The sequence below is a fragment of the Duganella sp. Dugasp78 genome (assembly GCF_059491455.1).
This window is the reverse complement of record NZ_CP168506.1, coordinates 3,075,562-3,099,249: the sequence shown is the minus strand read 5'-3', so window position 1 is coordinate 3,099,249 and position 23,688 is coordinate 3,075,562. Positions and strand designations below refer to the sequence as shown.

The window sequence follows — 23,688 nt, the reverse complement described above, 5'->3', positions numbered from 1 at the left end:
ACCATGGCAACCTTCGCATACGGCCGCGTCAGCACCACCGAACAGAGCGCAGACAATCAGCGCATCGAAATCGAGGCAGCCGGCCACCAGGTCGATTTCTGGTTCGCCGACACCATCAGCGGCAAAACCAGCGCCACCCAGCGCCCACAGTTCGCCGCGCTGCTCGGTCAAATCCGGAATGGCGAAACGCTGGTGGTCGCCAAACTGGACCGCTTGGGCCGCGATGCGCAGGACGTCGGCGCCACGGTCAAGTTGCTGGCCGCCCGCAAGATTGCCGTCATCGTCCTGCAACTGGGCAAGCTGGACCTGACCTCGCCCGCCGGCAAAATGATGCTGACCATGCTGGCGGCAGTCGCTGAGATGGAGCGCGACCTGCTGGTAGAGCGCACCCACGCAGGCTTGGCCCGCGCCAAGAGCGAAGGCAAGACGCTGGGCCGGCCATCGAAGACCACGGCCGAGCAGCGCGCGGAAATCGTCGCAAAGTACGCCGCCGGCGAGAGTGTCAGCGCGCTGGCCCGCCTGTACGACGTTTCCCGCGCCAACATTCTCAGCGTGGTGAAGCCAGCGTAGGGCTGGCCGTAGCCGACTCAAGAGCCCAGCCTAAGTGCTGGGCTTTTTGTTGTGGCCCATACCCCTCCCTCCTCTACCGCTACCGAGCAAGTATTCCCGCAGTAGGGTTACATGGGGGTTACATAGAGAGAGTCAGGCAGGGAAAAGCAAAAAGAGGTTACACGGAAAATCGCGTAACCTCTTGAATATACTGAGTAAATTTGGTGGGCCTCCCGTGAGTCGAACACGGCACCAACGGATTATGAGTCCGCTGCTCTAACCAAGCATGAGCTAGAGGCCCAGGGTCTTGCTATGCGCTGGGAGCCTTGCCAGCCCCTCTGACGCGCCCCCGTTTTTAAAACGAACTCGCGAGGATAAGGGCTAGCGCAGCCACTAGTCAAGTCTTAGTTGCCTTCCAAGAAGCTTTTCAGCTTGTCCGAACGCGATGGGTGGCGCAGCTTGCGCAGCGCCTTGGCTTCGATCTGACGGATGCGCTCGCGCGTCACGTCGAACTGCTTGCCCACTTCTTCCAGGGTGTGGTCGGTCGACATTTCGATACCGAAACGCATCCGCAGCACCTTGGCTTCGCGCGGGGTCAGCGAGTCCAGCACATCCTTCACCACGCCGCGCATCGAGGCGTGCAGCGCGGCGTCGGACGGCGCCAGCGTGTTGTTGTCCTCGATGAAGTCGCCCAGATGCGAATCGTCGTCGTCGCCGATCGGCGTCTCCATCGAAATCGGTTCCTTGGCGATCTTCATGATCTTGCGGATCTTGTCCTCGGGCATCTCCATCTTGATGGCCAGCGTGGCCGGATCCGGCTCGGCGCCGGTTTCCTGCAGAATCTGGCGGGAAATCCGGTTCATCTTGTTAATGGTCTCGATCATGTGCACCGGAATACGGATGGTGCGCGCCTGGTCGGCGATCGAACGGGTGATGGCCTGACGGATCCACCACGTCGCGTAAGTCGAGAACTTGTAGCCGCGGCGGTATTCGAACTTGTCCACCGCCTTCATCAGGCCGATATTGCCTTCCTGGATCAGGTCGAGGAATTGCAGGCCGCGGTTGGTGTACTTCTTGGCGATCGAAATCACCAGGCGCAAGTTGGCCTCGGTCATTTCGCGCTTGGCCTTGCGCGCCTTCATTTCACCGGCCGCCATCTGGCGGTTGATGTTGCGCAGGTCCGGCAGCGGCAGCACGACGCGCGCCTGCAGGTCGATCAGGCGCTGCTGCAGTTCCTTGATGGTCGGGATGTTGCGGCCCAGGATGGTGCTATACGCGTGCCCTGCGGCCACTTCGCCGTCCACCCATTCCAGATTGGTTTCGTTGCCAGGGAAGACCTTGATAAAGTGGGCGCGCGGCATGCCGCACTTGTTCACGGCCACGTCGAGGATCTGCTTCTCGATATGGCGCACTTCGTCGACCTGGCCGCGCAAGGTGTCGCACAGCTTCTCGACCACCTTGGCGGTGAAGCGGATGCCCAGCAGCTCGAACGAGATCGCCTCCTGCGCCTTGACGTAGGCCTTGGAGTTGTAGCCTTCCTTCTCGAAGGCGCGGCGCATCTTGTCGAATTGCAGGGAGATGACGTCGAATTTTTCCAGCGCGGCGTTTTTCAACGCTTCCAGCTGTTCGGCCGAGAAACCGGCGGCGCCGGACGCGCTTGCTTCTTCCTCTTCCTCTTCTTCCTCTTCTTCCTCTTCCTCTTCTTCCTCGTCCTCTTCGGCCGGCGCGGCAGCTACCGGCGCGGCCACTTCCTCGCTCTCGTCGACCAGGCCGTCGACGATTTCATCGATCTTGATTTCATCGGCGCGGATGCGGTCGGAGGCGGCGATGATCTCGGCAATCGTCACCGGGCAGGCGGAGATCGCCTGGATCATGTCCTTCAGGCCGTCCTCGATGCGCTTGGCGATCTCGATCTCGCCTTCGCGGGTCAGCAGCTCGACCGAGCCCATCTCGCGCATATACATGCGCACCGGGTCGGTAGTGCGGCCGAAATCGGAGTCGACGGTCGACAGCGCCGCTTCGGCGGCCGCCTCGGCCTCGTCGTCGCTGGTGACGGTGGCAACGTTGTCCGACAGCAGCAGGGTCTCGGCGTCCGGCGCGTGCTCGTAGACGGCGATGCCCATGTCGTTGAAGGTGCCGATAATGCCCTCGATCGCTTCCGGATCGACGATATTTTCTGGCAGGTGGTCATTGATCTCGGCGTAGGTCAGGAAACCGCGTTCCTTGCCGAACTTGATCAGGGTCTTGAGTTTCTGGCGGCGGCGTTCGAGCTCTTCCTCGGTGGCTTCCGTGTCCGACGAGAAAGCATCCTTCAGCAGCGCCTTTTCCTTGGCCTTGCGGTCCTTGGCCTTGGCCTTGTCGACCGCCTTCAGCTCGGCGCGCTCGACCGCGTTCAGCGCGGCGACTTCGTCGTTTTCTGGCTGGAATTCTTTCGGTTTGCGCCCGCGCCGGCCCGGCACTTTGACCGACGGCAGCACATAGCCCGATGTATCGATGGCAGCAAGCGTGGCCGCGTCGGTGGTCTGGCTGACCACTGGCGGGTTGCTGGCGACACGCGTTTCCGATTTGTCCGCCGTCTTGGCGGATTTTGCGGTCACTTTGCTCGGCTTTGCAGCCGCTTGGGATTCAGGTTTCTTGATTGGCACAGGCGCTTTCGATTACACAACGACTTGCTTATTTAGGATAAAGTTTCTTGCGGCCCTTGCGGGCCTACGTCTTCGAACATGCCGACTGCACAAGTCCGACAATACTACGACTTACTTACACCTGGTCGGGCCGATCAGCCTCAACAGAACTCCACCCTCTTGGCGGAAATTCTACTGCATCAGACACGTGCGTGGGGGCAAGAAACCATGACTAGGTTGGAAAGCGAACGGAACGTCCGCTATACAGCGCCGCCGTAGCGCGCTGACTCAACCAAAGCTGGCCCTGGCCGCCGACACCCGTCTTTCCATGCCGATCAAGAGCCTAACTTACTGAAAACAAACACACTCTGAACTGAAAAACGATGCCAAAACATACAACACTTAGCGTTTTATTATAGCACGTCACTTTTCAATTTCCAGAGGGCAGAACCCCACTTCCCACCTCTGCAACCATGACAGAAACATTACTATACAAAACGCCTTGCAATACTATCGGTTCGCCAACTCCGCCTGTGCCTCGCGCAGCAGTTGATCTTGCTGCGCCGTCAACTCCCGGTAGCGCACGCCGATCTCGTCGGACGACAAACCGGCCGCGAACAACTGACTCAATTCCTGCTTCAACGCGTCATTCTTCACCTGGCGGATCGCGCCGCGCAGGAACAGCCGCACCGCGTCGTAGTCCGATTCCGGCTCCTTGACGATCTCGCCGATGATGCCGTCGTACTCGTCGCCCTGCGACTTCAGATGCTGGGCAAAAGCGGCGAAACTGCCGTTCGGCCCCAGCGCCTGGGCCGACGCCACCAGCTGCGCCAGCCGCTCGGCCGGCTCGGCGCCGAAGTACTGGAACGCCGCCAGCGCCGACGCGTCGATGTCCAGCGCCAGCGGCGGATGCGCCACCAGCAGCCGCACGATCTGCAACTCCAGCCCCACCGGCACCGGCCGTCCGGTGCGCGGCGGCGCCTGACGGGCGACGGCGACCGGCTTGGCCAGCTCGAACAGCACCTCGATCTCGGACGGCGTGGTCTGCGTCAGCTGCGCCAGGCCGCGCACGATCTGCAGCCGCAACGCGGTCGGCGTCATCGACTGCAACATCGGCTTGGCGTCGAACTGCGCCCGGGCCCGACCTTCCGGACTCTGCAAATCATGCTCGCCAACCGCCTCCTTGACCAGGAACTGCGACAGCGGCATCGCCTCGTGTATCTCCTGCTCGAACGCTTCCTTGCCATAGGCGCGGACGTAGCTGTCCGGGTCGTGCTCGGTCGGCAGGAACAGGAATTTGATGGTCTTGTTGTCCGTCACGTGCGGCAGACAGGCTTCCAGCGCGCGCCGTGCGGCGCGGCGGCCAGCCTTGTCGCCGTCGAAACTGAAAATCACCGTGTCGGTTTGACGCAACAATTTCTGTACGTGGTGGGTGGTGCAGGCGGTGCCCAGCGTCGCGACGGCTTGCGGGAAGCCCATCTGCGCCAGCGCCACCACATCCATATAGCCTTCCGTCACCAGCACGTAACCCGCATCGCGGATCGCCTGGCGCGCTTCGAACAAGCCATACAGCTCGAATCCCTTTGAAAATAAAGGCGTTTCGGGAGAATTCAAGTACTTCGGTTCACCGTGGTCCAGGACCCGGCCGCCAAAGGCGATGACCTGGCCTTTGGTGTTTTTAATCGGAAACATCACGCGCTCGCGGAAGCGGTCGTAGCGTTTGCGGTTGCCGCCGTCCTCGTCCACCTTGTCGATCACCAGGCCGGCCTCGGCCAGCGCCACGACCTCGTAGTCGGGGAAGATCGAGCGCAGATTGTCCCAGCCAGCCGGCGCGTAGCCCAGGCCAAAGCGGGCGGCGATCTCGCCGGTCAGGCCGCGGTTCTTCAGGTAGGCGATGGCGTCGGTGGCGCCGCGCAACTGGGCGCGGTAAAAGTCGCTGGCGCGGGTCATCGCCTCGGTCAATGCCAGGCTTTGCGCGGCCATTTGCGCGCGCTGGGCCGGCGGAATTTTATCGTCCTGCTCGGGCACCACCATGCCGACGTTCTGCGCCAGGTCTTTGACGGCGTCGACAAAGCCCATGCCGGAATATTCGATCAGGAAACCGATCGAGGTACCGTGGGCGCCGCAGCCGAAGCAATGGTAAAACTGCTTGGTCGGGCTGACCGTGAAACTGGGCGACTTTTCGTTGTGGAACGGGCACAGGCCCATGAAATTCGCGCCGCCTTTTTTCAGCTGCACATAACGTCCGACCACGTCGACGATGTCGACCCGGTTCAGCAAATCAGAAATAAAGGATTGTGGAATCACAGGGCTATGCGGTCTTGTTATGGATCAGACTATACCGCCGCGCCAATCCGGTTTTGACGCGGATCAAACTGCGGCGGAGGTAACTACGCAGGCATTATGCCGGGGTCAGCGCTTTCTTGACCAGCGCGGACACCACGGTCATGTCGGCACGGCCGGCCAGCTTCGGCTTGACGATGGCCATGACCTTGCCCATGTCCTGCGGACCGGCGGCGCCCGAGGCGGCCACGGCGGCGGCCACTTCGGCGGCGATTTCCTCATCGGACAGGCCGGCAGGCATGTAGGCGGTCAGCACCACCAGTTCGGCCTTTTCGATGTCAGCCAGGTCGGCGCGGCCGCCGGCTTCGAACTGGGTGATCGAGTCCTTGCGCTGCTTGATCATTTTTTCCACGATGGCCACGGTCTGGGCGTCGTTGACTTCGATGCGCTCGTCCACTTCCTTGCGCTTGATTTCCGCCAGGATCAGGCGGATGGTGGCAAGGCGGCCGGCTTCCTTGGCGCGCATGGCGTTTTTCATGTCTTCGGTGATTTGTTCTCTCAAGCCCATGGCGTAGTTTCTCTCAAAAAATTGTTGGAGTAAAAATGCGAAAACCCGCCGCGGCGAACCGGGGCGGGTATCTCTTAGATGCAACAAGAAGCAACCCGAGGCGTGAGCGCCATACTGCCGGGTTGAATCTGCAAGCGCAGTCTTAGAAGAGTTTTTTCGGCAGTTGCTGGCTGCGGATGCGCTTGTAGTGACGCTTCACTGCAGCTGCCAGCTTGCGCTTACGCTCAGCCGTTGGCTTTTCGTAGAACTCGCGTGCGCGCAGTTCGGTCAGCAGACCGGTTTTTTCGATGGTGCGTTTGAAGCGACGCATTGCGACTTCGAACGGCTCGTTTTCTTTAAGGCGAATAGTGGTCATGTAAAAATTCAAACCGTTGAGGTTATAGGGAGAAAGAGACTATAGCAGCTTTTGCAGGAAAATGGAAGACGCCTGGCCATCTGAACGGCCAACCGTAAGGCTTTCACTGCAAAAACAACGCGGCGTATGGTGCAATCTTTCAGGAACTTCAACGATTGCGTGACGCCACTAACTTCCAGAGACGTGCAGTATATCAGACTGCTTGCCCCGCCGCTACACCGGACGCCCACGCCCACTGGAAATTGTAGCCGCCCAGCCAGCCGGTGACGTCCACCGCCTCGCCGATGAAGTACAGGCCCGGCACCTTGGTCGCCATCATGCTCTGCTGCGATAGCTCGCGCGTGTCGACGCCGCCGCGCGTGACTTCGGCCTTCTTGTAGCCTTCCGAGCCGTTCGGCGTGATGGTCCACTGGTTGATGGCCGCGCCCAGCTTGCGCAGCTGGGCGTCGGGCAGGTCGGCCAGGCGCGCGTCCAGCGCGAAGCCGTGCGCCAGCAGCAAGCCTTCCGCCAGCCGCGCCGGCAGCCATTGCGACAATACATTGCCCAGCTGCTTCTTGATCGTACCCTTGCCTTCGATTAGCGTGGCCGCCAGGTCCAGCTCGGGGATCAGGTTGATGACGATGGGCGTGCCCGGCGTCCAGTACGAGGAAATCTGCAGGATCGCCGGGCCGGACAGGCCGCGGTGGGTGAACAGCAAATCTTCGCGGAAGCGGCCGCCGGTCGGATTGCGGCCCTTGAAGGAGCCGGTTTCCACGTCCACTTCCAGCGCGATGCCGGCCATCTCGACGAACGGCGCCCACTGCTGCGGGTCAAAGGTCAGCGGCACCAGCGCCGGGCGCGGCTCGATCATGCGCAGCCCGAACTGCTCGGCGATGCGGTAGCCGAAATCGGTCGCGCCGATCTTGGCGATCGACAGGCCGCCGGTGGCGATGACCACGCTGTCGGCCTCGATCTCGCCGGTGTCGGTTTGCAGCACGAACGCACAATCCGCGCCCTGGTCCGCCTGCGCCAGGCTGGCGACCTTGCACGGCATGCGCCAGTGCACGTCGCCGCCGGCGCATTCGTCTTTCAGCATGTCGATGATTTGTTCGGCGGAGTCGTCGCAGAACAGCTGGCCGCGATGTTTCTCGTGGTAGCCGATGCGGTGCTTCTTGACCAGCGCGACGAAGTCGGCGGCGGTGTAGCGCGACAGGGCACTCTTGCAGAAGTGCGGATTCTCGGACAGGAAGTTGGCCGGACCGGCGTTGATATTGGTGAAGTTGCAGCGGCCGCCGCCGGAGATGCGGATTTTTTCCGCCAGCTTGGTGGCATGGTCGATCAGCACCACGCGCTTGCCGCGCTGGGCCGCCGTCGCCGCACACATCATGCCGGCCGCGCCCGCACCGATCACCGCTACATCAAACTTTGCCATTTTATTTCCAATCAGAGTAAGGATCCCGTCATTCCCGCGCAGGCGGGAATCTATACTTTGCTTGAAGGCAAGCGGTCTATGGATTCCCGCTTTCGCGGGAAGTCATTTCCCCCAATGGGGGAATGACAGGGGCGAGATTGTACTTGAACTCTCACCGCCCTACTCGATCGGCTCGCTCACCCGCTGGCGCGACTGCAAGGTGCGCGACACCAGCAGGCACTGCTGCACCTGCTCGGCGATCGACGGCGGCACCGGCACCTCGCCGTCCAGCACGGATTGGATCCAGGCCGCCGTGGTGGCCGCGTCCTTATCCTCCGGCAGCAGCGGCAACTCGCCCACCAGGGTCTGCTTGGGCACCAGCGTCGTGCGCAGGCCGCCGTGGAACCAGTCGATCTGCTGCGCCTTGTTGGCGTTGGCCACGGTCTCGCCCTCGGTGCCGCGCATCAGGAAGGCATCGCCGCGCTCGTGCAGCGCCGCCGTGGTGAAGTATTCGCCCAGCATTTCCAGATACTCGGGGTGCGTGTACGACACCAGCCGCAACGCCGGCCCGGCGAACGGCTGCATGATCTTGACCAGCGTGTGCGTCGAGTTGCGCACGCCCAGCCGGCGCCGCAGCGACAGCAGGTAAGCCAGCTTGGGCGCCAGCACGTCGATGGTGATGAAGGCCGGATGCCCCTGCGACATGGCCTCCTCCGCTTCCGAGCGGTGGCGCGCGGCCGGCACGCCCAGCGCCTCGAACACCTCGGCCGTGGCGACCCGGCCGGCGTCGCGCGCCACGCCGTGCACCAGCACCGGCACGCCTTCGCGCGCCAGCAGCAGCGCCAGCAGCGGCGTCAGGTTGGCCATCTTGCGGGCGCCGTTGTAGGTGGGGATGCAGACCGGGGCAAACTGGCCAGGCGGCGCGCTTAGCGGCTCGAAGGCGGCCTCGGCCGCATCAAGGAAGCCGGCGATCTCCTCCACCGACTCGCCCTTGATGCGCATGGCCAGCAATATGCCGCCCAGCTCCAGCTCGGAAACGCGGCCGTCCAGCATGGCCTGATATAAATCGTGGGCGTCGTCGCGGCTCATGCTGCGGGCGCCGTTCTTGCCGCGACCTATTTCTTTGATGAAACGTGCGGCTGGGAATGGTTCGATAGTTGGTGTCGTCATGGCGTCAGCTTAAACCACTCCGCCGCATTTCGGCTACACTATCCCTCCCCCGCAATAAATATACGTAGAGAATCATGATCTCCCCAGATATCGAAAACATCAACGTCACCTCGTTCGCGCCGATGCCGTCGCCGGAAGCCTTGCACAGCAAGCTGCCGCTGACCGACAGCGCCTCGGACACCGTGATGAAGGGCCGCGAGGCCCTGCGCAACATCATCGACCGCCAGGACAAGCGCCTGTTCGTGGTCGTCGGTCCATGCTCGATCCACGATCCCGTGGCCGGCCTGGATTACGCCCGCCGCCTGAAAGCCCTGCAAGCCGAAGTGGCCGACACCATGCTGCTGGTGATGCGCGTGTATTTCGAAAAGCCGCGCACCACCACCGGCTGGAAGGGCTATATCAACGATCCGGACATGGACGATTCCTTCCGCGTCAACGTCGGCATGGAGAAGGCGCGCCAGTTCCTGCTGGACGTGTGCGAGCTGGGCCTGCCGACCGCCACCGAGGCGCTCGACCCGATCTCGCCGCAATACCTGGGCGACCTGATCGCCTGGACCGCCATCGGCGCCCGCACCACCGAATCGCAGACCCACCGCGAAATGTCGTCCGGCCTGTCGACCCCGGTCGGCTTCAAGAACGGCACCGACGGCGACATTAGCATCGCCATCAACGCCATCCTGTCGTCGGCGCATCCGCACGCCTTCCTGGGCATCAACGCGCAGGGCAACGTGGCGATCGTGCGCACCCGCGGCAACGCCTACGGCCACGTGGTGCTGCGCGGCGGCGACGGCCGTCCGAACTATGATTCGGTGTCGATCGCGATCGCCGAGCAGGCGCTGGCCAAGGCCAAGCTGCCGGCCAACCTGGTGGTCGACTGCTCGCACGCCAACAGCTACAAGAAGCCGGAGCTGCAACCGCTGGTGATGGCCGACGTCATCCACCAGATCGTGCAGGGCAACCAGTCGCTGGTGGGCGTGATGATCGAGTCCAACATCGTCGGCGGCAACCAGAAGATCCCATCCGACCTGAGCCAGCTGAAGTATGGCTGCTCCGTCACCGACGGCTGCATCGACTGGGAGACCACCGAGAAGATGCTGCGCGACGCGCACAAGCAGCTCAAGCACCGCCCGTAACCCCGCACCCCGCCACGAACCGGGGTCGGACCCCGTACGGGGTCCGACCCCTTTTGCTGTGGGGGTTCAGCCGAAAGCCACGCCCAACGCCCCGGCCAGCGCCGCCTCGGCCCGGCTGGCCGGGGCGCTCAGTTCATCCAGGTCCAGATAGACCCTGCTGTCCTCCACCTTGACCGAGTAGCGGCGCGGCTCTGGCTCGTCGGACTCCAGCATCGCGTGCACCTGCTCCTCGCCGGTACGGAACAGCGCCACGCCCGGCAACTCCTGCCACGCCAGTCCGCGCGGCACCAGGCGCGCGCCGCTCATGGGCACATCCTTGAGTTTGCAAATCAACTTCCATCGTCCAGACATCGCGCGCCTCCCTAGTCAACTTCCCTCAGTTGTCTAAGCAAAACCGGTGCCACAAAAAACGCCGCACATCCTGACCGAATGGCAAAATTCCGCACTTCGCCAGTGCGGTGCCGACCTGCGGTGGTGCATGCTTGCGCGCACTTTCCATTACAATGGCGGATTCCCCTTTTCATTTGTGCCTTCTTCATGATCGTTCTCGGCGTTGAATCCTCCTGTGACGAAACCGGCCTTGCGCTGTACGACACGCAACACGGCCTGCTGTCCCACGCCCTGTATTCGCAGGTGGCGATGCATGAGGAGTACGGCGGCGTGGTGCCGGAACTGGCCTCGCGCGACCACATCCGCCGTGCCATTCCGCTGCTGACGCAGACGCTGGAAGGCGCCGGCAAGACCCTGGCCGACATCGACGCCATCGCCTACACCCAAGGCCCCGGCCTGGCCGGCGCGCTGCTGGTCGGCTCCTCGGTCGCCTGCAGCCTGGGCCTGGCGCTGGACAAGCCGGTGCTGGGCGTGCACCACCTGGAAGGCCACCTGCTGTCGCCGCTGCTGGCGTCGCAGCCGCCGGAGTTCCCCTTCATCGCGCTGCTGGTCTCGGGCGGCCACACCCAGCTGATGCGGGTGGACGGCGTCGGCCAGTACACGCTGCTGGGCGAAACGCTGGACGACGCGGCCGGCGAAGCCTTCGACAAGTCGGCCAAGCTGCTGGGCCTGGGCTACCCGGGCGGCCCGGCGATTTCACGCCTGGCCGAGTTCGGCGATCCGACAGCCTACAAGTTGCCGCGCCCGATGCTGCACACCAAGGATTTCAATTTCAGCTTCTCCGGCCTGAAGACGGCGGTGCTGACGGTGGTGAAGAACCACGAGGAAAAAGTCATCGCGAACATCTGCGAGCAGGACAAGGCCGACATCGCGCGCGGCTTCGTCGACGCCATCGTCGACGTGTTGACGGCCAAGTGCGTGTCCGCGCTCAAGCACACCGGCCTGAAGCGGCTGGTGATCGCGGGCGGCGTGGGCGCCAACTCGCAGCTGCGCGCGTCGCTCAACGCGGCGGCGGCCAAGAAGAAGTTCAAGGTCTACTACCCTGAACTGGAATTTTGCACGGACAACGGCGCCATGATCGCCTTCGCCGGGGCCATGCGCTTGATGATCAACCCGGACGCGGCAAAAAAAGACTACTCGTTCAACGTGCGGCCACGCTGGCCGCTGGACGACATCAAAGTCGTCTGAGCGCCTAAGCCTGGCTCTGCGCGAACGCGACCGAGGCCAGCACGGCCAGGCCGGCCAGCGCCAGCAGATACTTGAGCTTGCCCTGGCCCAGGTGCACGCCGCGCGCGGCAATACGCTCGCTGCGCAGACGGTGCTCGTCGGATGCCGATTCGTGGACCAGCGTGTGGGTATTTTCTTGTTTAGTTGCGCTATTCATAACTGCCTCCATGTTTGTCGATCATCTTCCTTTCTGGAGGGCAATGCAATTGTCATGCCAACCATCTTGTGCGAAAGTGGCCTATACGACTTGATTTTAGGCCGTTCTGTGGCAAACACGCTACACGATACCGCTAAGCAAGCGCACCGTGCTGGGCCGCCAGCCGCTGCGGCGCCCGCTCCGCCACGAAATCGATGAAATGCCGCACCCGCAGCGGCATCAAGGTGCGCTGCTGGTAGTACATGAACACGCCGCTGTTGGAGGTCGCCGTCTGCGGCAGCAGCGGCACCAGCGCGCCGCTGGCCAGCTCGTCCTCGATCATGAACACCGGCAGCTGGCCGATGCCCAGGCCGCTGCGCACCGCCGTCAACTCTCCCTCCACCGTATTGAAACTGGCCACCGCCGGCATCTCCTGGTAGACCGTGGTGCCGTCCACCTGCAGCTCCCACGGCATCAAGCGGCCGGTGCTGGGACGGCGGTAGCCGGTGCAGCGGTGCAGCTGCAATTCCGCCACCGTCCGCGGCGTGCCGTGCAGCGCCAGGTAGCCGGGCGTGGCGCACGGCACCAGCACGATCTCGCCCAGCTTGCGGGAGATCAGGTTGCGTTCGGGGGGATTGCCGGCGCGGAAGCCGACATCGATCTTGTTCTCCACCAGGTCGGTGAAGTGATCGTCCAGCTGCAAATCGAAATGCGCGCCGGGATAGCGCCGCTGGAACTCCGGCAGCAGAGGCACGATGACCGCGTTGCCGATCGACATGGGCGCCACCACGCGGATCAGGCCGTCCACCTCGTGACGGCTGTTCCGGACCAGGTCCAGCGCCTCGTCCAGCAGGCGCAGGCCGGGGTTGGCCAGCTCGAACAGGCGGGCGCCCTCCTCCGTCAGGCTGAGGCTGCGCGTGGTGCGGTGGAACAGGCGCACGCCCAGGTGATCCTCCAGCTGCCGCACCGCCTTGCTGACGGCTTGCGGCGTCAGGCCGGCATCCACCGCCGCCTGGCTGAAGCTCCTGGCGCGCGCCACGCCAATGAACAGGCTGATAACCCTGGCTTTATCCATATTCGCAACCCAAAGGTGATAATCAAACAGCTTTCCTATGGCTAGTGTAACAGGTAGCTCATGCCTACACTGCTGTCTACCAACCCACCTCACACCAAGGAAACGATCATGACTGGCACTGCACAAAAAGTATGGTTCATCACCGGCGCATCCCGTGGCTTCGGCGTGCTGACGGCGCAACAAGCGCTGGCACGCGGCGACCTCGTGGTCGCCACCGCGCGCGATCCGCACAGCGTCACCGCCGCCCTGGGCGCGCACCCGAATCTGCTGGCCCTGCGCCTGGACGTCAAACTGGAGGCGCAAGCCATCACCGCCGCCCAGCAAGCGATCGCGCGCTTCGGCCGCATCGACGTGCTGGTCAACAACGCCGGCTACGGCCTGCTGGGCGCGGTGGAGGAAGCCAGCGCCGAGGAAGTGCGCGCGCTGTACGACACCAACGTCTTCGGCCTGCTCAACGTCACGCGCGCCGTGCTGCCGGCGATGCGCAAGCAAGGCGGCGGCCATGTCATCAATATCTCGTCGGTGGCGGGTTATTCGGCCTATCCCGGCTGGGGCCTGTACAGCTCGACCAAGTTCGCGGTCGAGGGCCTGAGCGAGGCGCTGGCGACGGAAGTGGCGCCGCTGGGCATCCATCTGACGGTGGTGGAACCTGGCTTCTTCCGCACCGATTTCCTCGATGCCTCGTCGCTGGCGTCCACCCACCACCGCATCGAAGACTATGCCGCCACCGTGGGTGCGATGCGCGAGTTCGCCGCCGGCGTCAATCACCAGCAGCCGGGCGATCCCGCCAAGCTGGCCGGCGCCCTGCTGCAACTGGCCGACAGCGCCAAGCCGCCGGTGCGACTGCAACTGGGCTCGGACACGGTGGAACGCGTGCGCGCCAAGAACCAGTTCGTCGAAACCGAGATGGCGCAGTGGCTGGAGCTGGCGGTATCGACCGACTTCGGCGCGCAGCAAAAGGCAGCTTAAAAAAGCGGCTTAAAGTTTGCCCGGCGGGTGCAGCGACAGCAGATCCTCGCGCGGGTAGGCCCAGCCGGGTACACCCGCCGGACAGGCGCCGCCCTGCCCCGCATGCAGCGTCGTGAAGTTGCCGCGCGGCGTGGTCGCGAAGCGATAGTCGGCCAGCTCTCCGGTCGACAGTATCAACGCCGGCATGCGCGCAAAGCGCAGCCAGGCGTCCACCTGGCAGTTCTCGTCCTTCAGCATGCGCAGCGCCGGCAGGCTGGCCAGCACCGTGCCGAATTGCTGCACGCCCGGCGACAAGGCCAGCACCTTGTCGGGCGCCCCAACCATCCCGGCCGGACAGGCCAGCGGCGCCAGCCACTGCGGCGCCAGGCTGGCCACCCCGCGCCGCAAACGATAGTAGCCCTGCTTCTCATTGGCCTCCACGCTGGCATACGACCAACACAAAGGCTGCGACGGGAACGCCGTCATCGCCACGTCGAACACGCGCACCGAGGGATCGGCCTTCAGCAACGCGGCCGTGATCTGCTCGCGTCCGTAATGCGAGGCCACACCTTGCACCGCGATGAAGCCGGCGCTGAGCGCCAGCGCCAGCGCCAGGCCCGCGCGCCCGCGCGCACCGGCACGCCACTGCGCGCGGCCGCAAGCCGCGGCAATCAGCAGTAGCGCAGCAAACGACGTCCACGCCAGATAGCCCTTGGCCGCGAACACCACCAGCGCGCCAAATAGACAGGCCAGGCCGAGCATGCGCAATGAACGCCAGCGCATGATGAGCGCCATCGGCACGCCGATCGCCACCCAGAACAGCGGCTCGACGATGAACACCATGTCGCCGTAGAACCAGCGCCCGGTGAATGGATACCAAGGATGGATGCCGTAGGAATTGGTGAAGTCCATCAGCAGATGCAGCGCGAAGCCCAGCCCCACGCTCAAGCCCAGGCCAAGCCGCGCCGGCCGGCTGGCCTTCAACAGCGCGCGCGCCGACGGCCAGCACAGCCACAGCAGCGCCGCCAGCAGCAAGGCCTGCGGCAGCGCCAGCAAGGCCGTATGCGTGTGGCCGCGATGATGCAGCAGGTAGCCCAGCGGATCGGGCAGCAGCTTGTTCAGGACCAGATCGAGATCGGGGAAATTACTGGCCAGCGCGCAGGACACCAGCAACAGCCGATGCCGCACCCGCTGCGACGGCGCATCCGCCTCGTCGGGCAGGCTGCGGTGCACCAGTTCTCCAACGCCGAAACCGATGATGCTGTGGGTGATATTGTCCATGTAGCTATTCAGGTTTGAGCAGCTGTTCCAGCCGCCGCGGATAGTGGTTGAGGAAGTCGCGCGTAACGGCGTAGTGCTCGGTGTCCTCGTAGGCGACTTCGGTGATGCCGGTGCTGTCGAACAGCAGTATCTTCGCGTTCGGGTAGGCCAGCAGTATCGGCGAGTGGGTGGCGATGATGAATTGCGACTCGTCCTCCACCAGCTGATGGATCGCCGTCAGCGCCGCCAGCTGGCGGTTGGGCGACAGCGCCGCTTCCGGTTCGTCCAGCAGGTACAGTCCCTTGCCTTTGAATTTATTCAGCAGCACCGCCATGAACGCCTCGCCATGCGAGCGCTCATGCAGCGAGCGGCCGCCGTAGCCGTCCAGGTAGCCCACTTCGTCCATGTAGGTGGCGACGTTATGAAAACTCTCGGCGCGGAAAAAATAACCGTCGCGCGGCGCGCGAAAACTCTTGGACAGCTTGAGCGACTCAAACAGCGGCGCATCTTCGCGCGCGGTGTTCAGGCGCACGCCCTTGGTGCCGCCCTCCATGCTGAAGCCGAGCGCCAGCGCGATCGATTCCAGCAGCGTCGATTTGCCGGCGCCGTTCTCGCCGATGAAGAAGGTCACGTCCGGATGAAAGCCGATCGACTCCAGGTTGCGCACCGCCGGCACGGTGTAGGGATGGCGCTCCCAGTCGACGCCATCGCCAAACAGCGCCGTGATCCTTTGCAGATACGGCTTGGCCTGTAAAGCCATCGGCTAGCGCTGCACGTCCACGCCGCGCCAGAACGCCACGTGGTCCTTGATCTGCGCGGCCTTCTCGGACGGCGCCGGGTAGTACCAGGCAGCGTTCTCGTTGACCTTGCCGTTGACGTTCAGGCTGTAGTAGCTGGCCAGGCCCTTCCACGGGCAGCGCGATGTATGCGCGCTCGCCTGCAGGTATTCCGTCTTGACGCTGGACGGCGGGAAGTAGACATTGTTCTCGACGATTTCAACCTCGTCGTCCTTCGCTTCGGCGATGACGACGCCGTTCCAGCTGGCGGTGGGCATGGGGACTTCCTTTCAGTGTCAGGTGGGGCCGCATTCCACGCGGTTGCGGCCGGCGTGCTTGGCGCGGTACAGCGCGGCGTCGGCCTGGCGCAGCAGGCTTTCCGCATCGCTGATTTCCATGTGGTCGAAGGAACCCACGCCCAGGCTGGCCGTCACCGGCAGCAGGCGCGGGCCAGCGTAGTGCAGCTGCGCCTCGATCCTGGCGCGCAGCGTCTCGGCAAACTTGCAGGCGCCTTCGACCGGCGTGTTCGGCAGGATTACGCACAGCTCTTCGCCGCCGTAGCGGCCCGGCACGTCGATCACGCGCACGCTCTCGCGCAGCAGGCGGCCGACGCTGGCCAGCACCTGGTCGCCCACCGCGTGGCCGTATTCGTCGTTGATGCGCTTGAAGTGGTCGAGGTCTATCATCACCGCCGACAGCGGCGAGCGGAAACGCTTGGCGCGCGCGGTCTCGAACTTCAGGCGGTGCAGCAGCGAGCGGCGGTTGTGCAGGCCGGTCAGCTCGTCGGTGGTGGCCAGCTGCTCCAGCTCGCGCACGCTGGACTCCAGCGCCTTCTGGTTTGCGCGCAGTTCGATCAGCGCCATCACCTGGCGCGCCAGCTTGACCAGCGTGGCGCGCTGCTCGGCACTGAGGCCGCCCGGCCTGGTGTCCATCACGCACAAGGTGCCGATGGCGAAACCGTCGGACGAGGTCAGCGCCACGCTGCTGTACATGCGCATATAGGGCGCCTCGACCGTCAGCGTCATGTGGGCGGTGCGGAAGTCCTGCGTCAGGTCGGGGATTTCGGTGGTGGCCTCGCCCAGCACCGCCAGCGAACAATAGCTCTCGCCGCGCGGCAGCTCGCCCAGCTGCATGCCGGCGCAAGACTTGATCCAGACACGCTCGGCGTCGACCAGCGAGATGAAGGCATACGGCACCTCGCATACTTTCGCGGCCAGCTCGGTGAGGAAGCTGAAGTCTTCGCAGGCGGGGGTGTCGAGGATGTGGTAGCGGTGCAGTGCGGCCAGCCGGAACTGGTCGGCCTGCGGGCGGGCGATGGACAGTGTGTGTACTTTTTGTGCGGCCAGCATAGGCCTCCCTGTAGCGACGTCGATCTTTTTTTTGGCACCCGGCATGAAGCGGGACCGGACTATGGTGCTACCCGATCAGTTTATCGCAAAACCAGGACGGTGGGAGCACTTGCCCTCCGCCTCATCCATTTTTTACCCCGCACCGCCAAGCGGGGTCAGACCCCGTACGGGGTCCGACCCCTAAGCGGAGCGGCAGGCATCCCGCTAAAGCACGCGGGGTAAAACCTTAAGCCGCCTGCGCCATAATCTCGCGCAGCGCCTTCTCGAACACCTCGGCCGGCTGGCCGCCCGAAATCAGGTGGCGCTCGTTGATGATCACGGCCGGCACCGAGTTGATGCCGTGGCGCTGGAAGAACTTCTCGCGCTCGCGCACCTCGTCGGCGTAGCGGCTGGTGCGCAGCACCTCGGCGGCGGTGTCGGTGTCCAGCCCCACCTGGCCGGCCACGCGCAGCAGCACCGCGTGCGAGCTCGGGTCCTCGCCCTGGGTGAAGTAGGCGCCGAACAGCGCTTCCTTCAACTCCTTCTGCTTGCCCTCCAGCTCGGCCCAGTGCAGCAGGCGGTGGGCGTCGAAGGTGTTGTAGATGCGGCCGCGCTTGCCCATCGCGAAATCGAAGCCGACTTCGGCGCCGCGCGCGCGTATCATCTCGCGCGCCTGCTCCTGCTGGGCGGCGGTCGAGCCGTATTTTTCGCTCAGGTGCTCGCCGATGTCCTGGCCCTCGGGACCCATGTTGGGATTGAGCTCGAACGGCTGGAAGTGCATGCTGACTTCGGCCTCGCCGCCGATATTGGCCAGCGCGCGGTCCAGCGACTTGAGGCCGATGGCGCACCATGGGCAGGAAACGTCGGAGATGAAATCGATCTTCAGGGAAGTGGTCATACTGAGCCTTTGCTAAAACGGTATTTCAGCATATGGCGATGCCCGGCGCGAAATCAAGCGCCGGGACGGGGGAGGGTCTTACTTTTTCCTGGCCGGGACCGCGTCCTTGCTCTTGCTGCCGATGCGGCTTTCCTTGCCAGCCAGCAAATTGGAAATATTTTTGCTGTGACGGAAAGCCAACAGTGCGCTCATCACGAACACGGCCAGCAGCTGCGGCTCGACGCCGAACAGCAGGCCGTAGTAGAACGGCGCGAACAAGGCCGCCACCAGCGCCGCCAGCGAGGAGTAGCGGAACGCGAACGCCACCGCCAGCCAGGTCACCAGGGTGGCCAGGCCCAGCCAGGGGTCCAGGCCCAGCAGCACGCCCAGCGCGGTCGCCACGCCCTTGCCGCCGACGAAGCGGAAGAACACCGGCCACAGGTGGCCCAGGAACACCGCGATCGCCACCAGCGCGATGGTGGCGTCGCCGATCTGCAGCTGGTTCTGGTAGCGGATCGCCAGCCAGACCGCCAGCCAGCCCTTGGCGCCGTCGCCCACCAGGGTCATGATGGCGGCCGCCTTGTTACCACTGCGCAACACGTTGGTGGCGCCGGGGTTTTTCGAGCCGTAGGTGCGGGGATCGGCGATGCCGAACAACTTGCTCATGACGACGGCAAACGAGATCGAGCCGATCAGATAGGCGGCGACGGTCATCCAAACTGTATTCATTATTTCCTCAAAAGTAGTCATACGCCCGTTGGGGGCCGCTGAATATACACTGCCGCGGCTTAATCAGCCAGCGCGCAGCGCACCGGCCTGGCCTGCAACAGATCGACCAGCACCTGCGGCGCGATGCCAACCAGATAACCCCTGCGGCCGCCATTGATATAAATCGTTTCCAGCGCAAGGATGCTATCCTCGACATACACCGGCAGCGCCTTGCGGGTGCCGAACGGCGAGGTGCCGCCGATCTGGTAGCCGCTGTGGCGCGTGGCCACCTCCGGCTTGCACGGTTCGACGGATTTGCAGCCGATGCCGCGCGCCAGGTTCTTGGTCGAGACCTTGCAATCGCCGTGCATCAGCACAATCAAGGGTTTAGCGGCCTCGTCCTGCATGACCAGGGTCTTGACCACCGCGTGTTCGTCCACGCCCAGTTCGCGCGCCGACACCGAGGTGCCGCCGTGTTCTTCGTAGTCGTAGGGGTGCTCGCTGAAGACCACCTTATGCTTGCGCAGCATTTGCGTTGCCGGGGTCTCGGAGATGTGCTCTTTTTTAGCCATGCGTGATACGCTGCTTGTGAAGTAATGTCGATCGGGAGTTTCTTATTATGCAGCAGGAAATTCGCTTTGCCACTTTCAATGTTTGCAATCTTTCCCAGCCTGGGGCGAAATTGTACGACAATCTGCCGCCGTTGACGCCGGCCGAGTACCAAGCGAAAGTCCGCTGGACCGCGCAGCAGCTGAATCAGCTCGACGCCGACGTGATCGGTTTTCAGGAAATTTTCTCGCTGGCGGCGCTGCGCGACGTGCTGGCCCATAGCGAGCATTACCGCGAAGCCACGCTGGTGGGCTTCGACGCCGCGCCCGATCCCGTCACCGGCGCCGCGCGCCTGGTGCCGCAGGTGGCGCTGGTGTCGCGCCTGCCGCTGGCGGCGCCGGCCGCCGAATACCACGCCTTCCCCGACGGCGTGGCGCTGCCGGCCGGCAGCCGCGACGCCGACCGATTCGCCCGCGCGCCGCTGCACGCGCAAGTGCTGCTGCCGGACCAGCGCGTGGTCGACGTGGTCGTCATCCACCTCAAATCCAAGCGCCCCGACTACAGCAGCGACGACAACTGCGCCGACCCGATGCACTACGCGCAAGCCAACCTGCGCTCGCTGATACGGCGCGGCACCGAGGCGGTGGCCCTGCGCGCCCTGCTCAGCAAGCTCGAAAGCAACGCGCGCCGGCCGCGCGTGGTGCTGGGCGATTTCAACGACACCGCCGACGCCGTCACCACCGCCATCGTCATGGGCTCGGGCGCGGCCGGCCTGCCGGGCGAGGAGCTGAGCGGGCGCATGTTCGACTGCAACCAGATCCAGCTGGGCCGCGACACGCTGCGCCAGGTCGGCTACACCAACATCCACGAAGGCCACCACATGACCATTGACCACGTGCTGGTGTCGGAGGAATTCAACCCGGCCTCGCGCTACGCGGTCGGCGAGGTGCTGGACGTGACCTACCTGAACGACCACCTGCTGCAGGACCGGCCGGAAGCGTCCGACCACGGCCAGGTGCTGGTGCGGCTGCGCCTGTACGGCGCGCGCGACCGCGCCGGGGCGCTCTAACGTCATTCCCTCCATAGGACGTCACCCAGTCCGCTCAGCATGGGTTCCCGCCTGCGCGGGAACGACCTAGGCTGCGCCGTCGAGCAGGCCGCCCAGGCCGTCGAGCAAGCCCTTGTTCCGCACGTAGCGGCCCTGGAACTGCTGGCAGCCGTGCTGCGCCAGGAAGTGCAGCTGCGCCTCGGTCTCCACCCCTTCCGCCAGCACCGTCAGCCCCAGGCTGCGCGCCATGGCGATGATGGCGATCACCGCTACCGGCGACTGCGCGCCGTCGGCGCCGTTGCCGTTGCCGTTGCCGATGTCGTCGATGAAGGTGCGGTCTATCTTCAGCTTGTCGAACGGGTACTCGCGCAGGTGGCCGACCCGCGCGTAGCCGGTGCCAAAGTCGTCGACCACCAGCCGCACACCCAGCGCCCGCAAGGCGTTCAGCGTGGCCGGCGCCGAGGCCGCGTGCTTCATGACGATGGCCTCGGCCAGCTCCAGCTCCAGCCACTGCGGCGCCAGGCCGGACGCCGCCAGCGCCGCGCCGACGCTGTCGGCCAGGTTGCGCTGCAAGAACTGCGTCTGCGACAGATTGACCACCACCGTCAGCGGATAGCCGGCGTCCTGCCAGCGCCGGGCGTCGCGGCAGGCCTGCTCCAGCACCCACTGGCCGATCGACACCATCAGCCCGCTGTCCTCGGCCACCGCGACGAAGCGCTCCGGCGGCAGCAGGCCCTGGGTCGGATGCTGCCAGCGCAGCAAGGCTTCGGCCGCCAGCGGCCGGCCGCTGGCGATATCGACCTGGGCCTCGTATTCCAGCACGAACTGCTGCTCGCGCAGCGCGCGCCGCAGGTCGTTTTCAAACGCCACCCGCTCGACGATCTGCGCGTTCATTTCCGGGCTGAAGAACTGGAAGCCGCCGCGGCCTTTTTCCTTGGCGTGGTACATGGCCAGGTCGGCGTTGCGGATCAGGGTGTCCATGTCGGCGCCGTCGTCGGGATAGATGCTGACGCCGATCGAGGTGCTCACATGCAGCCGGTGCGGCTCCAGCACGAACTCCTGGCTGATGGCGGCCAGCACCGTGTCGGCCACATGGGCCACCTGGTCGATGCCGCCGATCTCGGACAGCATGATGACGAACTCGTCGCCGCCCTGGCGGCTGACGGTGTCGACGCTGCGCACGCAGCGCGCCAGCCGCGCCGCCACCTCCCGCAGCAGCTGGTCGCCGACGTGGTGACCCAGGGTGTCGTTGATGTTCTTGAAACGGTCGAGATCGAGGAACAGGATCGCCAGCCGGCTGCGCTTGCGCCGCGCCGCCGCCATCGCCAGGCTCAGGCGGTCGAGCAACAGCACCCGGTTCGGCAGGTCGGTCAGGAAGTCGTGCTCGGCCAGGTGGCGGGTCTGTTCCTCGGAGCGGCGGCGGTCGGCGACGTCGGACAGCAAGGCCAGGTACATCACCAGCTGCTCGTGCTTGCGGGCCGAGATGTCGCGGATCACCACATACATGCGTTGCGGGCCGATGGCGGTCAGCAGCACGTCGGCCCAGAACTGGCGCCCGCCGCAACCCACGCAGCGCCATTCGAACTGACGGTTGCCGTCGCGCTGGGCTTCGGCCAGCAGGTCGGCCATGGCGCGCGCGGACAGCACGCCCTCGGCCTGCTGCAATGGTGACAAATCGACCAGCCCCAGGCCCAGCAAGCGGTCCGGCTGGCCGCATTCGAACAGCGCCAGCGCGGCGGGGTTGCAGGCGGCCACACGGCCATCCTGCAACAGCAGCACGGCATCGCTGGTTTGCGCGTACATCGCGCGGAAATCCGCGCAGGCGCCGTCGTCCCGCTTGTTTGCTTTTGCCACCTGGCCCTCTCCGGCAGATCGCCCTCTCAGGCCTAGCCCATTCTTGCCGCTGACAGGAATAAACCATTGACCTCCGTCAAACGCGCTTGATCGCCCGTTTTTACCGTTCATCCGTATTTTTTCGCGGCCTGTCGCATTCCACTGGCAGCCGGTCTTGAAAATTCCTAAAGTGCCAATATGCGCCGTGGCGACCTTTTGATAGAAGAACGATATGAAACTTGAAACCTTGCCCGCTCCCCCACAAACCACCGTGCGCAGCAAGCGCTGGCGCAAGCCGCTGGCGGCGCTGATCGTCATCGGCCTGGCCGGCGGCGGCTGGACCGTCCTGCACAAGAAGGACGCGCCGCCGCCAAGCGCGCAGGCGGCCAAGGACGATAAAAAGAAACAGGAAATCTTCGAACTGGCCAGCGGCGATATCGCGGCCATCGATGCCCGGTCATTGGCGGTCAGCTTGCCCTTATCCGGCTCGCTGGCGCCCCTGAGTTCGGCCACCATCAAGTCCAAGGTCTCGGGCGTGGTGGAGGCCACCACGGTGCAGGAAGGCATGGCGGTGGCGGCCGGCCAGGTGCTGGCCCGCATCGACCAGGCCGACCTGCGCGCGCGCCTGCAACAGCAGCAGGCCATGCTCGACGAGGCGCAGGCCAAGCTGTCGCTGGCGAGCAAGAACGAAGCCAACAGCCAGGCCCTGCTCAAGCAAAAATACATTTCGCAGAACGCCTACGATTCGACGCAGAACAGCGTCGACCTGGCGCGCGCCAACGTCAAGTCGGCCGCCGCGATGGTGGAGATCGCGCGCATCGCGCTGAACGACGGCGTCATCAGGGCGCCGATCAGCGGCGTGGTCAGCAAGCGCCACGTGCAGGCCGGCGAGAAGCTGGCGCCGGACATGCCGGTCTACAGCATCGTCAACCTGTCCGAGCTGACCTTGGAGGCGCAGGTGCCGGCCTCGGAAATCCCGCGCGTGAAAGTGGGCCAGGACGTCAGGTTCAAGGTCGACGGCTTCCAGGGCCGCGACTTCGCCGGCAAGGTGGCGCGCATCAATCCAGCCACCGAGGCCGGCTCGCGCGCGATGCTGGTCTACATCTCGGTGAAGAACGACGACAGCGCGCTGCGCGCCGGCATGTTCGCCAAGGGCAGCATCGTCACCGACCGCTCCGCCGTGATGCCCATCGTGCCGACGGCGGCGCTGCGCACCGAGAAGGGCCAGCAGGTGGTGTACAAGATCGAACAGGGCAAGGTCATCGCGCAGCCGGTCAAGCTGGGCCTGCGCAACGAGGACGAAGGCTACGCCGAAGTGGTCGACGGCCTGGCGCCGGGCGCCAACGTCATCGTCTCCAAACTCGACAGCGTCAAGCCGGGCAGCCAGGTCAAGCTGCCGGCCAATGTCGCCACGCCGGCCCAGCCGGCCAAGTCCGCCATGCTGGCACAGAAGGGCTAAAT

The 23,688-nt window shown here is 64.5% G+C and carries 23 protein-coding genes and 1 tRNA gene; 6 read left to right on the top strand and 18 right to left on the bottom strand.

All coding sequences use genetic code 11. The features are described from left to right. Positions 1-3 precede the first annotated feature (3 nt). The gene (locus ACEN9O_RS13800; RefSeq protein WP_495618091.1) at positions 4-570 is read left to right on the top strand and encodes a recombinase family protein; all 567 of its coding nucleotides are present in this window, start codon (positions 4-6) and stop codon (positions 568-570) included. 201 nt (positions 571-771) lie between these two features. Here ACEN9O_RS13800 and ACEN9O_RS13795 read toward each other — a convergent pair. From ACEN9O_RS13795 to ybiB, 7 genes are all read right to left on the bottom strand, one after another. Further along, positions 772-850 (bottom strand) — tRNA-Ile (locus ACEN9O_RS13795). 103 nt (positions 851-953) lie between these two features. Next, positions 954-3,194: an RNA polymerase sigma factor RpoD gene (gene rpoD / locus ACEN9O_RS13790; RefSeq protein WP_495618090.1), complete on the bottom strand. Its 2,241-nt coding sequence runs from the start codon at positions 3,192-3,194 to the stop codon at positions 954-956. A gap of 489 nt (positions 3,195-3,683) precedes the next feature. After that, a complete protein-coding gene (gene dnaG, locus ACEN9O_RS13785; protein ID WP_495618089.1) occupies positions 3,684-5,480 on the bottom strand; it encodes a DNA primase in 1,797 nt (598 codons plus the stop codon). A 94-nt stretch (positions 5,481-5,574) separates the two neighbouring features. Beyond that, positions 5,575-6,024 (bottom strand): GatB/YqeY domain-containing protein, encoded by a 450-nt coding sequence (locus tag ACEN9O_RS13780; RefSeq protein ID WP_495618088.1) that lies wholly within the window; start codon positions 6,022-6,024, stop codon positions 5,575-5,577. Between the two features lie 142 nt (positions 6,025-6,166). Further along, positions 6,167-6,379, bottom strand: a complete 213-nt coding sequence (gene rpsU, locus ACEN9O_RS13775) for a 30S ribosomal protein S21 (RefSeq protein WP_008451879.1) — start codon at positions 6,377-6,379, stop codon at positions 6,167-6,169. Positions 6,380-6,572: 193 nt separating this feature from the next. Beyond that, positions 6,573-7,790, bottom strand: coding sequence for a BaiN/RdsA family NAD(P)/FAD-dependent oxidoreductase (locus ACEN9O_RS13770; RefSeq protein WP_495618087.1), 1,218 nt, complete (start codon positions 7,788-7,790; stop codon positions 6,573-6,575). Positions 7,791-7,949: 159 nt separating this feature from the next. Beyond that, positions 7,950-8,939, bottom strand: a complete 990-nt coding sequence (ybiB, locus tag ACEN9O_RS13765) for a DNA-binding protein YbiB (RefSeq protein ID WP_495618086.1) — start codon at positions 8,937-8,939, stop codon at positions 7,950-7,952. 74 nt (positions 8,940-9,013) lie between these two features. Here ybiB and ACEN9O_RS13760 point away from each other — a divergent pair, with 74 nt between their 5' ends. Next, positions 9,014-10,072 (top strand): 3-deoxy-7-phosphoheptulonate synthase, encoded by a 1,059-nt coding sequence (locus ACEN9O_RS13760; protein WP_495618085.1) that lies wholly within the window; start codon positions 9,014-9,016, stop codon positions 10,070-10,072. Between the two features lie 66 nt (positions 10,073-10,138). Here ACEN9O_RS13760 and ACEN9O_RS13755 read toward each other — a convergent pair whose 3' ends face one another. Further along, entirely contained in the window at positions 10,139-10,378 is a 240-nt protein-coding gene (locus ACEN9O_RS13755; protein WP_495618084.1) for a hypothetical protein, read from the bottom strand. A gap of 231 nt (positions 10,379-10,609) precedes the next feature. Here ACEN9O_RS13755 and tsaD point away from each other — a divergent pair, with 231 nt between their 5' ends. After that, a complete protein-coding gene (gene tsaD, locus ACEN9O_RS13750; RefSeq protein WP_117011957.1) occupies positions 10,610-11,650 on the top strand; it encodes a tRNA (adenosine(37)-N6)-threonylcarbamoyltransferase complex transferase subunit TsaD in 1,041 nt (346 codons plus the stop codon). A gap of 4 nt (positions 11,651-11,654) precedes the next feature. Here the strand turns inward: tsaD and ACEN9O_RS13745 are convergent, their stop codons facing one another. Beyond that, positions 11,655-11,846 (bottom strand): hypothetical protein, encoded by a 192-nt coding sequence (locus ACEN9O_RS13745; protein ID WP_495618083.1) that lies wholly within the window; start codon positions 11,844-11,846, stop codon positions 11,655-11,657. Between the two features lie 133 nt (positions 11,847-11,979). Next, positions 11,980-12,900: a LysR family transcriptional regulator gene (locus ACEN9O_RS13740; protein ID WP_495618082.1), complete on the bottom strand. Its 921-nt coding sequence runs from the start codon at positions 12,898-12,900 to the stop codon at positions 11,980-11,982. A gap of 108 nt (positions 12,901-13,008) precedes the next feature. On the opposite strand from ACEN9O_RS13740, the gene ACEN9O_RS13735 reads away from it, so the two are divergent. Further along, entirely contained in the window at positions 13,009-13,869 is an 861-nt protein-coding gene (locus tag ACEN9O_RS13735; protein WP_495618081.1) for an oxidoreductase, read from the top strand. Positions 13,870-13,878: 9 nt separating this feature from the next. On the opposite strand, the gene ACEN9O_RS13730 is transcribed toward ACEN9O_RS13735, so the two are convergent. The 7 genes from ACEN9O_RS13730 to ybaK form a co-directional block, all read right to left on the bottom strand. Next, positions 13,879-15,129 (bottom strand): metal-dependent hydrolase, encoded by a 1,251-nt coding sequence (locus tag ACEN9O_RS13730; protein ID WP_495618080.1) that lies wholly within the window; start codon positions 15,127-15,129, stop codon positions 13,879-13,881. Between the two features lie 4 nt (positions 15,130-15,133). Next, positions 15,134-15,868 carry an AAA family ATPase gene (locus ACEN9O_RS13725; RefSeq protein ID WP_495618079.1) on the bottom strand — a complete coding sequence of 245 codons (735 nt, stop codon included), beginning with the start codon at positions 15,866-15,868 and terminating at the stop codon, positions 15,134-15,136. Between the two features lie 3 nt (positions 15,869-15,871). After that, a complete protein-coding gene (locus tag ACEN9O_RS13720; protein ID WP_332855131.1) occupies positions 15,872-16,162 on the bottom strand; it encodes a DUF427 domain-containing protein in 291 nt (96 codons plus the stop codon). Positions 16,163-16,180: 18 nt separating this feature from the next. Further along, positions 16,181-17,233: a GGDEF domain-containing protein gene (locus tag ACEN9O_RS13715; protein WP_495618078.1), complete on the bottom strand. Its 1,053-nt coding sequence runs from the start codon at positions 17,231-17,233 to the stop codon at positions 16,181-16,183. 226 nt (positions 17,234-17,459) lie between these two features. Further along, positions 17,460-18,110 (bottom strand): DsbA family oxidoreductase, encoded by a 651-nt coding sequence (locus tag ACEN9O_RS13710; RefSeq protein WP_495618077.1) that lies wholly within the window; start codon positions 18,108-18,110, stop codon positions 17,460-17,462. A gap of 78 nt (positions 18,111-18,188) precedes the next feature. Continuing rightward, positions 18,189-18,818: a glycerol-3-phosphate 1-O-acyltransferase PlsY gene (gene plsY, locus ACEN9O_RS13705; protein ID WP_495618076.1), complete on the bottom strand. Its 630-nt coding sequence runs from the start codon at positions 18,816-18,818 to the stop codon at positions 18,189-18,191. A gap of 59 nt (positions 18,819-18,877) precedes the next feature. After that, positions 18,878-19,369: a Cys-tRNA(Pro) deacylase gene (ybaK, locus tag ACEN9O_RS13700; protein ID WP_495618075.1), complete on the bottom strand. Its 492-nt coding sequence runs from the start codon at positions 19,367-19,369 to the stop codon at positions 18,878-18,880. Between the two features lie 47 nt (positions 19,370-19,416). Here ybaK and ACEN9O_RS13695 point away from each other — a divergent pair, with 47 nt between their 5' ends. After that, on the top strand, positions 19,417-20,415 hold the full coding sequence (locus ACEN9O_RS13695) for an endonuclease/exonuclease/phosphatase family protein (protein ID WP_495618074.1): 999 nt from the start codon (positions 19,417-19,419) through the stop codon (positions 20,413-20,415). Between the two features lie 66 nt (positions 20,416-20,481). On the opposite strand, the gene ACEN9O_RS13690 is transcribed toward ACEN9O_RS13695, so the two are convergent. Next, entirely contained in the window at positions 20,482-22,248 is a 1,767-nt protein-coding gene (locus ACEN9O_RS13690) for a putative bifunctional diguanylate cyclase/phosphodiesterase (RefSeq protein WP_495618073.1), read from the bottom strand. Positions 22,249-22,459: 211 nt separating this feature from the next. Here ACEN9O_RS13690 and ACEN9O_RS13685 point away from each other — a divergent pair, with 211 nt between their 5' ends. Beyond that, the gene (locus ACEN9O_RS13685; RefSeq protein ID WP_495618072.1) at positions 22,460-23,686 is read left to right on the top strand and encodes an efflux RND transporter periplasmic adaptor subunit; all 1,227 of its coding nucleotides are present in this window, start codon (positions 22,460-22,462) and stop codon (positions 23,684-23,686) included. Positions 23,687-23,688: the final 2 nt, after the last annotated feature.

What these genes read in the sequence shown, in the direction of transcription:
- ACEN9O_RS13800 (WP_495618091.1), top strand. Translation starts at nt 4, where the DNA reads ATGGCAACCTTCGCATACGGCCGCGTCAGCACCACCGAACAGAGCGCA.
- ACEN9O_RS13780 (WP_495618088.1), bottom strand. Translation starts at nt 6,024, where the DNA reads ATGGGCTTGAGAGAACAAATCACCGAAGACATGAAAAACGCCATGCGC.
- rpsU (WP_008451879.1), bottom strand. Translation starts at nt 6,379, where the DNA reads ATGACCACTATTCGCCTTAAAGAAAACGAGCCGTTCGAAGTCGCAATG.
- ACEN9O_RS13770 (WP_495618087.1), bottom strand. Translation starts at nt 7,790, where the DNA reads ATGGCAAAGTTTGATGTAGCGGTGATCGGTGCGGGCGCGGCCGGCATG.
- ybiB (WP_495618086.1), bottom strand. Translation starts at nt 8,939, where the DNA reads ATGACGACACCAACTATCGAACCATTCCCAGCCGCACGTTTCATCAAA.
- ACEN9O_RS13760 (WP_495618085.1), top strand. Translation starts at nt 9,014, where the DNA reads ATGATCTCCCCAGATATCGAAAACATCAACGTCACCTCGTTCGCGCCG.
- ACEN9O_RS13755 (WP_495618084.1), bottom strand. Translation starts at nt 10,378, where the DNA reads ATGAGCGGCGCGCGCCTGGTGCCGCGCGGACTGGCGTGGCAGGAGTTG.
- tsaD (WP_117011957.1), top strand. Translation starts at nt 10,610, where the DNA reads ATGATCGTTCTCGGCGTTGAATCCTCCTGTGACGAAACCGGCCTTGCG.
- ACEN9O_RS13745 (WP_495618083.1), bottom strand. Translation starts at nt 11,846, where the DNA reads ATGAATAGCGCAACTAAACAAGAAAATACCCACACGCTGGTCCACGAA.
- ACEN9O_RS13740 (WP_495618082.1), bottom strand. Translation starts at nt 12,900, where the DNA reads ATGGATAAAGCCAGGGTTATCAGCCTGTTCATTGGCGTGGCGCGCGCC.
- ACEN9O_RS13735 (WP_495618081.1), top strand. Translation starts at nt 13,009, where the DNA reads ATGACTGGCACTGCACAAAAAGTATGGTTCATCACCGGCGCATCCCGT.
- ACEN9O_RS13730 (WP_495618080.1), bottom strand. Translation starts at nt 15,129, where the DNA reads ATGGACAATATCACCCACAGCATCATCGGTTTCGGCGTTGGAGAACTG.
- ACEN9O_RS13725 (WP_495618079.1), bottom strand. Translation starts at nt 15,868, where the DNA reads ATGGCTTTACAGGCCAAGCCGTATCTGCAAAGGATCACGGCGCTGTTT.
- ACEN9O_RS13720 (WP_332855131.1), bottom strand. Translation starts at nt 16,162, where the DNA reads ATGCCCACCGCCAGCTGGAACGGCGTCGTCATCGCCGAAGCGAAGGAC.
- ACEN9O_RS13715 (WP_495618078.1), bottom strand. Translation starts at nt 17,233, where the DNA reads ATGCTGGCCGCACAAAAAGTACACACACTGTCCATCGCCCGCCCGCAG.
- ACEN9O_RS13710 (WP_495618077.1), bottom strand. Translation starts at nt 18,110, where the DNA reads ATGACCACTTCCCTGAAGATCGATTTCATCTCCGACGTTTCCTGCCCA.
- plsY (WP_495618076.1), bottom strand. Translation starts at nt 18,818, where the DNA reads ATGAATACAGTTTGGATGACCGTCGCCGCCTATCTGATCGGCTCGATC.
- ybaK (WP_495618075.1), bottom strand. Translation starts at nt 19,369, where the DNA reads ATGGCTAAAAAAGAGCACATCTCCGAGACCCCGGCAACGCAAATGCTG.
- ACEN9O_RS13695 (WP_495618074.1), top strand. Translation starts at nt 19,417, where the DNA reads ATGCAGCAGGAAATTCGCTTTGCCACTTTCAATGTTTGCAATCTTTCC.
- ACEN9O_RS13685 (WP_495618072.1), top strand. Translation starts at nt 22,460, where the DNA reads ATGAAACTTGAAACCTTGCCCGCTCCCCCACAAACCACCGTGCGCAGC.